This is a genomic window from Candidatus Limnocylindrales bacterium, from assembly GCA_035559535.1.
Classification (GTDB): domain Bacteria; phylum Moduliflexota; class Moduliflexia; order Moduliflexales; family JAUQPW01; genus JAUQPW01.
This window is the reverse complement of record DATMBG010000058.1, coordinates 20304-35281: the sequence shown is the minus strand read 5'-3', so window position 1 is coordinate 35281 and position 14978 is coordinate 20304. Positions and strand designations below refer to the sequence as shown.

Below are 14978 nucleotides of genomic sequence, written 5' to 3'. Positions count from 1 at the left end.
ACGCTCCCCTATGAGTAAGTTAAAATTAACCAATTTCCGGTTATGTGTCAAGTTCAAGTTAAGAAGAGATCCAGCTTCTGAAGTGTTTTTCTCACCAAGGCTTCGTTTCCTGCAATGATCCCTCCACCGGTTTCAACCCTCCTCTGATTGTATTTTATTTCCTTCCCATTAAAATCCAACAGAATTCCTCCGGCTTCTTGTAAAATCAGGTGACCCCCACAGATATCCCACTCGTTCAAAGGATGATGGCTCAGGTAGAGGTCCCCCCGGCCTTGGGCTAAAACCCCCAATTTATAAGCACTGCTTCCCAAAGGAATGATTTCAGAAACCAGGGACTTGAACGATTCTGTCTTACCTTTTTGATATTCAGAACGGCTCACGATGAGTCGGATCTTGGGGAGATCCTCCTGACGAGAGCATTGGAGACGCTGATCTCCGCAAAACGAGCCACTTCCCCTTGAGGCCCAAAATAACTCCCCTGTGATGGGATTATAGATCACCCCCACCACCGGTACCCCTTCTTCTACTAACCCAATAGAAACCGTAAATTCTGGAATTCCACCGATAAACTCCTTGGTTCCATCCAGGGGATCTACAATCCAAACCCTTTTCTTATGAAATCTCTCCTCAGAGTCCTTGGTTTCCTCCGATAACCAACCATAGTCAGGGAAAGTGCCTTTTAGAACCTCTCGTATTTTTTCATTGGATTTAAGATCCACTTCGGTGACCGGATTTATTTTAATCCCACTTTCATCTCGATAACCTTCCTTGTAAGAGGTTTGATAAACCTTCTGATAATAGGAACGGATAATCTGGCCTGCTTCCTGTGCAGCTTGTTTGGCAGCGTCTAATTCTTTCATAGATTATAATCGGTAAGGGGTCAAAAATCAGAAGTCAAAGTTTAGAAGCCAAAATAGATTCAAAAAGGGTTATCCATTCTGAGTTTTGGCTTCTGGGTTTATTCTGTCAGAAAGCCTTAAAGACGTCAATACGTTTTTTCTTGACCTACCGGATTGGGTTTTTTAGATTATAAGTATATTAACCATATGAAGTGTAGATTTTTTCGTCTTTTTAGTTTATCCATCCTGATCGCTTTCAGTATTCAGATTCCTGTATTCCTGGACTTACTCCGATGGATGGGAAGTTATCCGGTTATAGTTTTAGGTAGTTGGATCAACTTTCCTTTCATTTTTCGCATCCTGGCCGGAGGTTTTTACGAACCCCCTCGATCTTTATGGAGACTTTATCTTACAGAGTTTCCTTTTTATATTTGGTGGACGGCTTCCCTGCTTTATACCTGTATTAAGGTACCTATTCTCCTGGCTCACCTTTTATTTTCACCCATGACGACTATGGGAGAACATGCTTTTTTAGATTTATTTTCCCAAAGTGCCTTTCTATGGGCCTTAACCCACGCAGGTTACTTAGTCCTCTGGCGTCGACAAAACCTTTGTGTGAACCGGGTTACAGTTCCCATTTCCAATTTACCTGAAGCCTATGAAGGATATCGGATTGTTCAGATGACCGATTTACACTGTAGTCGTTTCACGCCGGGCTCTTGGATTGCCCGGTGGGCTGAGCAGGTGAATGCACTGGCTCCTCATCTCATTGTTCTCACAGGGGATTATATCTCCGCTGGAGACCTGTATATTGAAGAGTTAGGGGAAGCTTTATCCGGATTGTCGGCCCCAGATGGAGTGGTCGCCATTCTGGGAAATCATGATTATTTCGGGGATACCAGGCGATTAATTTTGGCCTTGGAGCGAGCGGGCATCAAGGTCCTTCGGAATCAAGGAAGGATCCTAAATCCTCATAAACCACCCCTTTTCCTGGCTGGTGTGGACGACACCTGGACGCGTCGGGCAGATATAAAATTAGCCCTTGCAGAAAGGCCGAAAGGGGTCCCGACCATCCTTCTCGCCCATGACCCTTCCCTATTCCCGGAAGCCGTCGAAAACCATGTGGATTTAACCCTTTCCGGACATACCCATGGAGGGCAGGTTGCCTTTCCTATAGCACCTAAAACCTTAAACCTGTCGCGTCTTTATCACCGCTTTGTAGCCGGCCTCTACCGAATAGGATCCAGTACCCTCTATGTGTCCCGAGGCGCAGGTACCACAGGTCCACCCGTTCGCCTTAATGTATCCGGTGAGATATCCGAAATTACCCTTACACGGGGTTAGTCAACGTGGAAAAATAAACACCCTCCTGGCCCCCCTCCAGGGGGGACTTCAGCAGTAGCAACCCCACGTCAGTTCCCCCTGGAGGGGGGCCAGGAGGGTGTTCAGACAGAAAAAGGGATCCCTACGAAATGGTTACAGTTACCTCTCCCAATCCCCTCTACCTGCTTTAAGCTACTAAAATTAGAGATCTTATCAATTATTCTTGACAAAATCTTTATAAACGATAAAATACACCCACATTCTATAGCGTAGAGTATTCGCAATCTTAGAGAGTTATCTTAAACTTTAGAATTTAAATATAAAGATCATTTATACAGGTATTTTACTCTGCTTAAAAGAAGGTACCATCCATGAAAACTTTACTCTTAGTTACAGGGGAAGAATCTCTCCAGAAAGAATTAGATGAAATCGCATCCGGTCAATTTGAATCCCTTCGGGTTCCCAATGAGATAGATGGTTTAGTCTTAGCCTTGATGATCAGGCCGGCTGCAGTGTTGGTAGACACGGATTCGTTAAGAATAAAAGAAGAAAAATTCTCTTCCACCATTACCAAACACAAGGGCTTCCAATCGATCCCTGTTTTCTTTATTTCAAATAATTCCCAGGTTAGCGAAGAGATTAAAAATCTGTCTAATTTCAAAGGTTTACTACAAAAGCCCTTAGATCCTGAAGAAACACGGTCTCAAATTGCTTCACTTCCTCACTCCCTGGTTTCCCCTCTCCCAAGTTGGGAGAAGGGAACCGGAGGTGAGGGGGAAAGTTCGTCGGAGACAAAGGCAGGAAGCCCTCCGGATTCGGCAATAAAAAAGGATAGTTCCGCTATCAAAATCCTCTCTGTGGATGACAGCTCGGTAGTTCGAAAACTGGTGAGTATGATTTTAACCGCTGAAGGTTTTAAGGTGATAACGGCTTCCGACGGCCTGGATGGAATCAACAAAGCCAGAGAAATCATGCCGGATCTCATCCTGTTAGATTTCGTTATGCCGCGGATGAACGGTTTTCAGGTTTGCCGACTTCTTCAGAAAGATGAACAGTTAAAACATATTCCGGTGATTCTTGTCACTTCCAAAGGAGATAAAGTAGGAGATAAATTTGTAAGCGAGTTGGGGGTTACAGGATATATTACTAAACCTTTTCAACCGGAAGAACTTATTACAAAAATTCGTCAGACCCTTGAAAGCCACAATACCCAAAAAGTTTCCCTTACGCCTGCAATAGCCACATCTCCCCAACAAGCCGTTGAGGGTTCCCCTACCCCGGAGTCCCAGATTCCTCTCCACCCCTCCCTAGATGGGGTGAAAGCGCCTGAAACTCCCGCTACCACCCTTTCCGCCCAGCAGAATATCCAGGTCCTTGTACAGGAAGAGATAAACAAGTGGTTAACCTCAGGGGACCTTGAAGCTAAGATAGAAAAGATGATTGAAGCCCGGCTTTCCAAAGTGTTTCAGGAAAAGATTCTAAAGCATATGGAAAAGTTAATCCAGGATAGGGTCAAGGGAGTTCAGGATAAGGTCGATAAAATTATAGAATTTATCAGGAAATCTAAACAATAGAAGTAGGAGGTTTTATGGGACGGATTCTCATCATTGAGGACAGTCTGGTTGAGATAGAGATCATGAAACGCGTTTTACAATCTACTCCACATACTTTAGCTATTGCCAAAGATGGGGAGGATGGGATTGAAAAAGCCAGGGCTATTAAACCTCAATTGATACTTATGGATGTGGTTATGCCTAAGAAAAATGGATTTCAGGTTTGCCGGGAATTGAGAAATGACCCCCAGTTTAAAAATACGCCTATTATTCTCGTATCTTCTAAGGATAAAGATTTTGATAAAGTCTGGGGTAAACAGCAAGGCGCGTCCGATTATCTGGTAAAACCCTACAATCCTGAGGATTTACTGGCTATTGTGAAAAAGTATTTGAAGACATAGTGGACGATGCGTAGCGAGCCAGGTCAAACCAGCTACGGTCCATTGCCCATTCGCCCACTCCCATGCCCGATCCACTTAAACAAGTAGAAATTTCCCAGGAAGGAGAAAAGGCTCCGGAATCCGAACAAACGCTTGAAACCATCCAGGTATGCCTGTTTAAATTAGGAGGTACCCCTTTCGGTATTTATGCCCTGAAGGTTCAGGAAATTATAAAAATGATAGATATAACCCCGGTGCCGACCACGCCTTCTTTTTTATTGGGGGTTATTAACCTGAGAGGAGATATTATCCCTGTAGTCGATATTCGAGAAGTTTTAGGACTTAGCTTAAAAGAGGTCAGTAAAGAAAATCGGATTCTGATTGTGAACCTCGCAGGAAACCGAATTGGCTTTAGAGTGGATGCGGTTTTAGGAGTTTACCATCTTGAAAAAAATATTATCGAACCTTCCTATATCCAAAATCCGGTATCCAATCTTCAATTTGTATCGGAAGTTATTCAATTTCAAGATGATTTTCTCGTTCTTTTAGATTTTGATAAGATTTATGAAAAAATTCAGTTATAACCGCTTTATGTCTGTAGTTTGTCTTCTGTCCATTGTCCTTTGCCTGTTGTCCTCTGTTCGTTATCTAGGAAAGTAAACTGCGGACTATGGACAACGGATAACGGACAAAAAAAGATGCTGAAAGATCAAGCAAAACCAGGGGAAGTTTCCCTGGATAACCTTCCAGTTATTCACCGGCTGGGAACCAAATTTATTGGGGGAAGTATTCTTTTACTTATTGTTTTTGGCCTTATGGGGTATTTCATTTTAAACTTTAATCAGGAAAATTTCCTGGATAAAGAACTACAGACAAAGGCAGGTGCAGTAGCCAGAGTACTTGCGGCTCATATTTCTGGGAACTTCGCTCGAGGAGATTATGCAGGCGTGCAGAAAGAGTTGGAGCTGATGAAAACCCTGGAACCCGAAATCGTCTATATCTATGTCCGGGATGCCGGTGGAAACGTAGTGGCCAGAGCCTCCTCTTTGGTCAGTGTAACTCCCAATCCACTTTCTAAGGACCAGGCGATCAGTTACCGGAGGTTTTTTGTTAAATTGGATGGTACAGAACAAGAAGTTATCGATGCAGGAGTTAGAGTTATACCGGAACAAAAAGCAGAGCTTCACGTGGGGGTGAGAACAGAGGTACAAAATTATCTTTACTCCAAGATTTTGAAATTCGCGTTAGTCGCTCTGGTCATGATAATTCTCGGCATCTTCTTTATGCGTTATATCACGCTCTCACAGGTTCTAAATCCTGTTCGGGAATTGTTAGATTTAGCTAATCGAGTAAAGAAAGGGAATTTGGGGCAAAAGGCAGAAATTACCGCCATGAACGAAATTGGCCTATTGGGTCATGCACTGAATGAGATGATGGATCATATTCAACAACAGAAGCAGGCTGGAGCACGAGCCGAGGAAGCCATGAATACCATTCAATCCCACATCTTAAACATGCTTAATATTGTCGCCGCCGCTGCTCAGGGAGATTTAACAAAAGAAGCAGAGGTAACTGCCGATGTTCTGGGTTCTTTGGCCGACGCGTTTAATTTGATGATTACGGGTTTAGCGTCTCTGGTAGAGCAGGTTCGAGATGCTGCAGGAGATATCGGTTCTGCTACCACACAGATTTTAGCCGCTGTCCCCCATATGTTAAAAGGAGCTGAAGAACAACGGGTTCATATTAACAATACTTCCAGTGCGGTCGATGAGATTTCTATTTCCATGCAGCAGGTTTCTAATAACGCCGAAGCGGCCAGCCAGGCGTCTCAAAGGGCTACCGAAGCAGCTCAGAAGGGTGAGAAATCCGTAGCAGAAACCATCAAGGGGATGCATCGCATTAGAAATACCGTTCAGGTGACCAGTAAGAAGATTAAAAGTTTAGGAGATCGATCCCTGGAGATTGGTGAAATTGTAGAAGTTATCGATGATATTGCCTCTCAAACCAACCTCCTGGCCCTTAATGCTGCCATCGAAGCAGCTCGAGCAGGTGAACATGGACGAGGGTTTGCGGTGGTAGCTGAAGAAGTGCGAAAATTGGCCGAACGATCCAGTAAAGCCACGGAAAATATCGCAGAACTCATTAAAGGAATTCAGGCCGAGACTACCGAAGCAGTCCGGGCCATGGAAGAGGGTACCCGGGAAGTGGAAGAAGGAACCCGCCTGGCCGATATTGCAGGTGCCTCCCTTAAGGAAATCGACAAAATTGTCGGACAGGTGGCGGACCTTATCCATGAAATTTCCCTCGCCGCAAAACAACAGGTTCGTGGAACCGAAGGGGTCGTTAAATCCATGGAGAGCATTTCTGATATCACCGCCCAACACGTGGAATTTGTCAGACAAACCACCGAGACCATTAAACAACTGGCAACCTTATCGGACCGCCTTACCGAAGCGATTGGGAGATTTAAACTCCGTGAAAGAGATCCTCGATTCCTTCCCCGGGCATCCAGGGAAAAGATAGTCTCCTCCTCCACTACCTCCCTTGCCGAAGAGGATGAAGGATTTGGAGAAGATTCTGATGATGAAGATCTCATTACCGATAAGGATTTCGGAATCTGATTAGCCTTGAATCATGGACTGGTACCGAAGAATTAATCAGGGTTCAGGGAGAATTGAAGAATGACCCAAGGACTTAACAAATCCGAGATAGCCGAGATATTTTTGGTTGAAGCTGGAGAACACATCCAGGTAATCAATGATGGACTTCTGGCCCTGGAGGCAAACAGTGAAAATATAGGCATTGTGGATGAGATCTTCCGATCCGCCCACACCATTAAAGGATCTGCCGCAATGCTGGGATTTAATGTGGTCAGTAAGCTGGCTCACAAGATGGAGGACCTGTTAGGGAAGATTCGAAGCCAGGAGATCAAACCTACGGAGCCGGTCATTACGCTACTTCTACAATCCATTGATGCCCTGGCAAGTCAGGTGGAGAATATCTCAAATGGAACCGGAGAGGATGATTCCTTGATTCCTATGTTTGAAGACCAGTATCGGGAATTTTTGGAATCGGATCTCGGTACCGGTACCCCTGTTGAGGTAAAACCCTCCACCTTTGTTAAAAAAGTACAAACCTCAAAGCCGGAGCTAAAAGTAGAAATTCCCCCCTCCGAGCTAAAAACCCAAACAGATTCGAAATCTGCCCCAACGTCCAAATCCCTGGTCGCACCCAGCGAGAAACAATTTGCTAAGGTCAATATCAATGACCTGAATAAACTGATGAACCTGGTGGGGGCCCTGGTGATTAATCAGAACCGGCTCGATCAGCACATTAGCTACCTCAATAAGGTGAGTACAGAACTCAATTTCAGTAAGGCGAAATTACTTAAAGTAATACGGGATTTCAAAGAAAAATATGAATATAGCCTGTTCAGGGACCCAAATGGAGACGCGGAGACATGGAGACGCGGAGACACGGAGACGCGGAGACATGGAGACGCGGAGACACAGAGACATTCCCCCCCATCTCTCAGCCCCCACCTCCCCACCTCCCCCCATCCAGAAGACCTGTTAAATGGGTTTTCTGAACTAGAGTTTGATAAGTATGATGATTTTAATATCTTATCTCGAAGTTTGATCGAGATAGGTTCCGATATTTCAGAAATTATTGACCAGCTCAATAATTTTTTTGAAGCCTTTGAGGTAGAATCTTCCCAGGTCCGCAGTACCACCGAGCAGCTACAAGAAGGACTTACCAATATTCGAATGGTTCCGGTGAGCAATCTTTTTAATCGATTTCACAGACCGGTCCGGGATGTATCCAAGGAAGAGGGAAAAGAAGTGGTACTTATTACTGCAGGGGAAGAGACCCGATTAGATAAAACCGTGATCGAAGAAATGGCAGATCCTCTCATGCACCTGGTTCGAAATGCAGTTTCCCATGGAATTGAACCCCCGGATGTACGGGAGAAATTGGGTAAGCCTAGAGTAGGAACTATTTCTTTAAATGCTTATCAACAGGGGAGTCAGATTATCATTGAAATTCGTGATGATGGCGCAGGGATGAACCCCCAAAAGCTACGAGAAACGGCTGTAAAAAAAGGTATAAAATCTCAAGCAGAAGTAGATCGATTAAGTGATCCAGAGACCTATCAACTTATATTTCTTCCAGGATTTTCTACCAAGGAGAAAGTAACCAGTGTATCCGGAAGAGGGGTTGGGATGGATGTGGTGAAAACGAATCTTACCAAGCTGGGAGGTTCTATAGATATTAAATCGGAGCCGGGAAAGGGAACCCTCTTTGTGATCAAGCTACCCCTGACCCTGATTATTTATCAGGCCCTTTTAGTCCGGGTGGGTGGCCAAGAATTTGCGATCCCTCTCAATTCCGTGGAAGAAACGCTTCGCGTCACTCCCAACCAAATCCATGTGGTTACAGGCCAGGAGGTCATTCGAATAAGGGATCAAATTTTAACCTTTATCCGGCTAAATAAACTTCTCCAACTTTCAGAAGTAGAACCCCCCCTTCCGGAAGGGTCTTCCAAATCACCTTATCTGCCGGTGATTATCCTGGGTTCTGTGGAAAGAAAAATTGCTGTAAAAGTAGATGAGCTGATCGGTCAACAACTGATCGTCATCAAACCTTTAGGAGATTATCTTAAAAGGGCTCGCATGTTCTCTGGGGCCACGATTTCTGGAGAAGGAGCCGTTCGATTAATCCTAGATGCTTCTTATATCCTGGAAACCGTAGCAGGGCAAGCCGAAGAGGCCAGACCCTGGATCGTGGGTAATGAGCCAGAAATAAAAGAAGGTAAAGGGGAAATCGAAGAACACGAGGAAGTACTGCCCGATTCCCATGAACATATTCCTGAAGTGTTGATTGCCGATGATTCTATCAGCATTCGAAAGGTGGTCAGCCATTTCTTAAATCAAGCAGGATATACCGTTCAGGTAGCCCATGATGGTCTGGAAGCCTGGAACAAATTAAATTCGCCCCATCGGTTCGACTTACTGATTACCGATCTGGAGATGCCCAAAATGCATGGCTATGAGCTTATTGCAAAGGTTCGTAGTAAACCCGAGCTCCAAGACCTTCCCATTATCGTTTTGACCTCCCGAGCCGGAGAAAAACACTATCAGAAAGCTATCGCCCTGGGAGCTAATGATTATCTGGTTAAACCTTTTGATGACAGGAAATTACTGGAGAGCGTTCAAAAGCTTCTCCAATCCCCGGTTACTCTCTCCCGGTAGAATGTCTGCTAGAACAAGTGAAGGATCCTATGAAAAAAATTAGAGTGCTCGTTGTAGATGATTCAGGGGTCATGCGGAAGATACTCTCGGATATCATTCAACAAGATGAAGAACTGGAAGTGATCGAGACGGCAGCCAACGGGATTGAAGCTATTGAAAAAGTAGCCTCTTTTCGTCCCCATGTTATTACGATGGATGTGAACATGCCTAAAATGAATGGGATTTTGGCCGTTGAACATATTATGAAATCTTATCCCACTCCCATTGTTATGATCAGTTCTGTCACTCAATATGGAGCCGAAGTGACTTTAAAGGCACTGGAATTAGGCGCGGTTGATTTTATAGCCAAACCCTCTGGAGATATCTCTCTGGATATTGAAAGTTTACGGGAAGAGATTATTGCCAAGGTAAAAACGGCTTCTAAGATTAAAGTTGTTCGTACGGTGAGTAAATCCGTCCGCTCCCCGAAGGGTTCGACACGCGCCTTACAATTGAACCCCATGTATATCTCAAAATTATTCACAACCTCCCCCACGGAGGGTGTATCTGTCGTGGCCATAGGTTCCTCCACAGGGGGTCCTCAGGCCCTAAATGTAATTTTAAGTGAATTGCCCATTTATTTTCCCTGTCCTATCTTGATTGTTCAGCATATGCCCGAAAAGTTTACCAAAGAACTGGCTAAGCAATTAGACCAGAGGACGGCCTTAAAAGTGGTAGAAGCCCAGGATGGGGATAAAATCAAGACAGGTATGGTGTATATTGCTCCAGGGTCCCATCATATGAAGGTAACCTCTACCGGGATCATCCGATTAAGTCGGGGCGAAAAAGTGAATGGTTATAGGCCTTCGGTAGATGTACTTATGAGCTCTGTATCTGAAGTATATGGGAAGAAGGCTGTTGCCGTCCTTCTAACCGGTATGGGCTCTGACGGGGCCCAGGGACTTTATAAGGTCAAGCAGGCCCAGGGAAAGACCCTGGTTCAAGATGAGCAAACCTGTACAGTTTTTGGAATGCCGAAGGCGGCTATTGAGTTGGGAGGGGTGGATTACATTGTTCCCCTTCCTTTGATTGCCAGACGCTTGATGGACCTTGTAAGGCATGGAAATTTCTCGGAATCTTCTGTATTTTGATATAAGGCAAGATAAATTTGCCATTAGTATGGGCTCTGTTATCGAAGTTGTGACCGCTGGACCTTATGAGAAAAGTTATTTTCCCATACCTATCCTCCGAGGAAAAGGATGGTATCGAGGTAAAGAAATTTTTATTATAGATTTAACAGACTTGTTTGGACTGGAACTTCCCTCCGGAGAAATCTCTGCGTCTAACCAGGGAAATATACTTATTCTCGAGATTCAGGGGCAGTTGATGGGGTTACGGGTGGATCGGATAGGAGGCGTTGCAGTTCCAAAAAAGCTTTATCCCTATCCAAAGATGGCTTCTACCCTGGAAGATAGATATTTTGAAGGGATTGCAAAAATTCATGATGACTTGGTAATCGTCCTGAACGAGAAAAATTTAATTGACGATAATGAGCTGGAAGTTCTAAAAGCGTAGTTTTTTGCCTGTTGCCTGTTGTCCATTGTTTGTTTTGCCCGGAGATACACAGAACTCGAAGAAATTAAAACAAAAATCTATTTCTGGGTCTTTTCTATTTTTTAACAAAGAACAACGGACAATAGACAACAGACAACTAACCACTCATGAATGAAACCGTTTTAGTTGCAGACGATAGCATTGCTACCCAACGGCTTTGCGAAATGGCATTGACCAAAGAGGGCTTTAAAGTTGTGACCGTAGGGTCTGGGGCAGACGCACTGGATCATGTACGGCAGAAAAAGCCGGATATTGCTCTTATCGACGCCATTATGCCGGGCCTGGATGGTTACCAAGTTTGTAAAACCCTTAAACAAACAAAGGAATTCGGTAATTTACCCATTGTACTTTTAGCAGGAACCTTCGAAGACTTCGACGAGAAAAAGGGTAAACAATCTGGAGCCGATGCCATTCTTAATAAACCCTGTAAACCTCAAATATTGGTTTCAAAGGTTAAGGAATTACTGCTGGCTCGTAAATCCAAAAGTGCCCCTGAAGTAATCGCTTCGAAGCCCCAGGGCACTAAAACCAAAGCACCTACAGATATTTCTAAGCAATCTTCTAAAGAAAAAGGACTTGCTTCCAGGGACGAAGAAGAGTTAACTATAAAAGAAGTAAGAAGGGAAATTTATGAGCCCAAGTTTGAGGAAGAATTTGCCGAAGAAGATCTAGAAGTACTGGAGGAAGAGTTCAGGCTGGAAGAGGCCGAAGCAGAACAGGCTCAACCGGTTGGTAAGGCAACTTCTGAAGTTATTCAGGAACCCGCTGCTGTGGAAGAGGACCTCGAGTTTGATGAGCCGGGGACTGAGCAGGCTTTAGAAGAAGAAATCCTTGAGGAGGTTCTGCCGGAGGAAGGGATTGCAGAGGAAGAAGCGGAGGAAGAACTTGTAGAAGAGGAAGCGGTTGTTTCAGAAGAGTTCCAGGAAGAGGAGCCCCAGATTGAGGAATTTTTAGAAGAAGAACCTGTAGAAGAGGTTGTTCCAGAGGGGAAAGGACTCCAGGAAAAATCAATTGTTGAGGAAGTGACGACCCCTGAACCGCAAAAACCTTCTATGGCCCTTTCAGCTGAAAGGATGGATGCCATAGCAGATCAAATTGCCGAAAAAGTGGCCGGGAAATTACTTCCTCTCCTTAGCCAGGAATTGGCGAATTATCTTATTAGACTACCTATTTTTGAACATGTGATTCGTAATCTGAGTCAAAAGCTTGTGGAGGAGATTCTTCCTGAATTGGAAAGGAAAAAGTAATATGCAGGTTGGTGAATTACCCAAAACGTATGAACCGAAAGGGGTGGAAGAAAAATGGTACGCCTTTTGGTCTGAAAAAAATTTTTTTAGTCCCGATTTAAATGCTTCAAAGCCACCCTACAGTATTGTGATTCCCCCACCCAACGTCACAGGATCCCTCCATATGGGACATGCCCTAAACAATACCCTTCAGGATATTTTGATTCGATGGAAACGAATGTCGGGGTATAATACCCTGTGGGTAGTGGGAACGGATCATGCGGGAATTGCAACCCAAAATGTGGTGGAAAGACAACTGGCGGCAGAAGGAAAAAGCCGATATGATCTGGGCCGGGAGAAATTTATAGAGCGAGTCTGGCGGTGGCGAAAAGAATCTGGAGGAACTATTGTACGTCAATTAAAGCGACTCGGGGCTTCATGCGATTGGAGCCGTGAACGCTTTACCATGGATGAAGGATTATCTCGGGCCGTCCGAGAAGTCTTTGTCCGACTCTACGAGGAAGGTCTTATTTATCGTGGTAATTATATTATCAACTGGTGTCCACGCTGTAAGACTGCCCTTTCGGATCTGGAAGTGGAGCATAAAGAGGTTGAGGGAAAGTTGTATTATATCCGCTATCCCCTGGTTGGAGAGTCGGGTGGATTAACCATTGCCACGACACGTCCGGAAACTATGCTGGGGGATACGGCTGTGGCTATAAATCCCACCGATGAGCGCTATCAGGCTTTTATCGGGAAAAAAGTTCTATTACCTTTGATGAATCGAGAGCTCCCCATTATCGCGGATCCCCGTGTGGATAAGGAGTTTGGAACAGGCGCTTTAAAAATAACCCCGGCTCACGATCCGGTGGATTTTGAAATCGGACTGACCCATAATCTCCCTCGAGTGGTCGTCATCGATGAAGACGGGAAGATGACCCGGGAGGCAGGAAAATACCAGGGATTGGATCGATTTGCCGCCCGTGAGGATGTCCTTAAAGACCTGAATGCAGAAGGTTATTTGATTCAAACCGAGAAATATACCCATGCCGTCGGACACTGTTATCGATGTCAAACGGTGGTGGAACCTTATCTATCTTTCCAGTGGTTCGTTAGAATGAAAGAGCTGGCCGAACCAGCCATTGAAGCAGTTCGGGAGGGGCGTATTCGGATTATTCCTTCTGTCTGGGAAAAAACTTACTACGATTGGATGTTCCATATTAAAGATTGGTGCATTTCACGCCAAATCTGGTGGGGACATCAAATCCCGGCCTGGTTTTGTCAAAATTGCCAGGAAATCAATGTGGCCAGGGAAACCCCTCCACAGTGCCGGCGATGCGGAAGTTCGTCCCTGGTAAGGGAAACTGATGTTCTGGATACCTGGTTTAGTTCCGCGCTCTGGCCTTTCTCTACTCTAGGGTGGCCCGATAAAACCAGAGAATTGGAACTTTTTTATCCTACATCGGTCCTGGTGACGGCCTTCGATATCCTCTTTTTCTGGGTGGCCCGAATGATTATGATGGGACTCAAGTTCTGTCACGAAGTCCCCTTTCGGGATGTTTATATCCATGCCCTGGTTCGGGATGCAGAAGGACAAAAAATGAGCAAGTCAAAGGGTAATGTTATAGATCCTCTCCAGATGATGGATAAATACGGAACCGATGCTTTTCGATTTACCCTGGCTGCTTTTGCCGCCCAAGGTCGAGATATCCGATTTTCTGAGGAGCGTACGGAAGGCTACCGCAACTTTGTTAATAAAATCTGGAACGCCTCCCGATTTGTCTTGATGAATTTAAAGGATTATTCCTCCTCTGGGAAGGTTAAGACCAAGGAATATGAAACCGAAGAGACAGGACAACCCAGAGATATGGAAGCCATTTCCCAACCCCGGCCGGAGTACTCCCTGGCCGATCGCTGGATCCTCAGTCGACTTCAATCGGTTATTCGGGAGGTAAATCAAGCCCTTACAGAGTATAAATTCAATGAGTATGCCCACATTCTTTATCAATTTATCTGGCATGAGTTCTGTGATTGGTACATTGAATTGGCCAAGCCTTCCCTTCATGAACCGACCAAATCTGGTCGGCGAATGGCAGCCCAATACGTTTTAGCTAAAGTTTTAGAGACGAGTTTACGACTTCTTCATCCCGTTATGCCCTTTGTTACCGAAGAAATCTGGCAGAAGCTACCCCATGGGTCTGAGGCCGAAAGTATCATGATCGCCCCATTCCCCACGGTAGAATCCCACTACCAGGATCCAGAAGCCGAGCAGAAAATGGGTCTATTGATGGGTGTCATTGCAAAGGTGAGAAATATCCGAAGTGAAGTTAATTTACCCCCGGCGACCAAAATAGAACTTCTGCTGAGGACGCAGAATCCGGACGTGGAGTCCTTACTCCATCAATACCGATCTTACCTGTCTACCCTTACAAGGGCTGAAAATATCCAGATAGGCAAGGAACTGGTTAGACCCGAATTTTCGGCAACCGATATCTATGGCGGGGTCGAGATCTTCCTACCTCTTAAGGGTTTGATCAATATAACCGATGAATTAAATCGGCTTCATAAAGAGATTGATAAAATCGAGAAAGAGATCCATAGGATTGAGGTAAGACTTTCCAATCCAGAGTTTTTAAGTAAAGCACCTCCTGATGTGGTTGATAAAGAAAAAGCGCGACAGGAAGAGATGATAACCACCCGAAAAAAGCTAGAAGGGCACTTGCAGAGGCTTAAAGATTTGGTTTCGTAATCCCTTCCCCTACCCTTTTTCCAGGTTAGGTTTTTTGCGGAGGTGTCATGGAGTAGGCCTCCA

At 44.9% G+C, this 14978-nt stretch carries 11 protein-coding genes; 10 read left to right on the top strand and 1 reads right to left on the bottom strand.

Annotated elements, in window-relative coordinates; genetic code table 11:
- Window positions 1-53: 53 nt before the first annotated feature.
- On the bottom strand, window positions 54-860 hold the full coding sequence (locus VNM22_21845; GenBank protein HWP49814.1) for a 3'(2'),5'-bisphosphate nucleotidase CysQ: 807 nt from the start codon (window positions 858-860) through the stop codon (window positions 54-56).
- Window positions 861-1046: 186 nt separating this feature from the next.
- Between VNM22_21845 and VNM22_21840 the strand changes: the two genes are divergently transcribed.
- The 10 genes from VNM22_21840 (at window position 1047) to VNM22_21795 (ending at window position 14915) form a co-directional block, all read left to right on the top strand.
- Complete coding sequence (locus VNM22_21840) at window positions 1047-2183, top strand: metallophosphoesterase (GenBank protein HWP49813.1); 1137 nt, start codon at window positions 1047-1049, stop codon at window positions 2181-2183.
- A gap of 350 nt (window positions 2184-2533) precedes the next feature.
- On the top strand, window positions 2534-3736 hold the full coding sequence (locus VNM22_21835; GenBank protein ID HWP49812.1) for a response regulator: 1203 nt from the start codon (window positions 2534-2536) through the stop codon (window positions 3734-3736).
- Window positions 3737-3750: 14 nt separating this feature from the next.
- A complete protein-coding gene (locus VNM22_21830) occupies window positions 3751-4116 on the top strand; it encodes a response regulator (GenBank protein HWP49811.1) in 366 nt (121 codons plus the stop codon).
- Between the two features lie 62 nt (window positions 4117-4178).
- Window positions 4179-4679: a chemotaxis protein CheW gene (locus VNM22_21825; protein ID HWP49810.1), complete on the top strand. Its 501-nt coding sequence runs from the start codon at window positions 4179-4181 to the stop codon at window positions 4677-4679.
- Window positions 4680-4793: 114 nt separating this feature from the next.
- On the top strand, window positions 4794-6716 hold the full coding sequence (locus tag VNM22_21820) for a methyl-accepting chemotaxis protein (protein HWP49809.1): 1923 nt from the start codon (window positions 4794-4796) through the stop codon (window positions 6714-6716).
- Between the two features lie 60 nt (window positions 6717-6776).
- Window positions 6777-9347 (top strand): hybrid sensor histidine kinase/response regulator, encoded by a 2571-nt coding sequence (locus VNM22_21815; GenBank protein ID HWP49808.1) that lies wholly within the window; start codon window positions 6777-6779, stop codon window positions 9345-9347.
- Between the two features lie 29 nt (window positions 9348-9376).
- Window positions 9377-10477, top strand: coding sequence for a chemotaxis response regulator protein-glutamate methylesterase (locus tag VNM22_21810; GenBank protein HWP49807.1), 1101 nt, complete (start codon window positions 9377-9379; stop codon window positions 10475-10477).
- Window positions 10446-10901 (top strand): chemotaxis protein CheW, encoded by a 456-nt coding sequence (locus VNM22_21805; GenBank protein ID HWP49806.1) that lies wholly within the window; start codon window positions 10446-10448, stop codon window positions 10899-10901. Before VNM22_21810 ends, VNM22_21805 begins: the two co-directional genes overlap by 32 nt.
- A 146-nt stretch (window positions 10902-11047) precedes the next feature.
- On the top strand, window positions 11048-12187 hold the full coding sequence (locus tag VNM22_21800) for a response regulator (protein HWP49805.1): 1140 nt from the start codon (window positions 11048-11050) through the stop codon (window positions 12185-12187).
- A gap of 1 nt (window position 12188) precedes the next feature.
- Window positions 12189-14915: a valine--tRNA ligase gene (locus tag VNM22_21795; protein ID HWP49804.1), complete on the top strand. Its 2727-nt coding sequence runs from the start codon at window positions 12189-12191 to the stop codon at window positions 14913-14915.
- The last annotated feature ends 63 nt before the right edge of the window (window positions 14916-14978 follow it).

Coding starts and splice junctions, on each gene's coding strand:
- VNM22_21795 (HWP49804.1), top strand. CDS start 12,189: ATGCAGGTTGGTGAATTACCCAAAACGTATGAACCGAAAGGGGTGGAA.
- VNM22_21800 (HWP49805.1), top strand. CDS start 11,048: ATGAATGAAACCGTTTTAGTTGCAGACGATAGCATTGCTACCCAACGG.
- VNM22_21820 (HWP49809.1), top strand. CDS start 4,794: ATGCTGAAAGATCAAGCAAAACCAGGGGAAGTTTCCCTGGATAACCTT.
- VNM22_21830 (HWP49811.1), top strand. CDS start 3,751: ATGGGACGGATTCTCATCATTGAGGACAGTCTGGTTGAGATAGAGATC.
- VNM22_21825 (HWP49810.1), top strand. CDS start 4,179: ATGCCCGATCCACTTAAACAAGTAGAAATTTCCCAGGAAGGAGAAAAG.
- VNM22_21840 (HWP49813.1), top strand. CDS start 1,047: ATGAAGTGTAGATTTTTTCGTCTTTTTAGTTTATCCATCCTGATCGCT.
- VNM22_21815 (HWP49808.1), top strand. CDS start 6,777: ATGACCCAAGGACTTAACAAATCCGAGATAGCCGAGATATTTTTGGTT.
- VNM22_21835 (HWP49812.1), top strand. CDS start 2,534: ATGAAAACTTTACTCTTAGTTACAGGGGAAGAATCTCTCCAGAAAGAA.
- VNM22_21810 (HWP49807.1), top strand. CDS start 9,377: ATGAAAAAAATTAGAGTGCTCGTTGTAGATGATTCAGGGGTCATGCGG.
- VNM22_21805 (HWP49806.1), top strand. CDS start 10,446: ATGGAAATTTCTCGGAATCTTCTGTATTTTGATATAAGGCAAGATAAA.
- VNM22_21845 (HWP49814.1), bottom strand. CDS start 860: ATGAAAGAATTAGACGCTGCCAAACAAGCTGCACAGGAAGCAGGCCAG.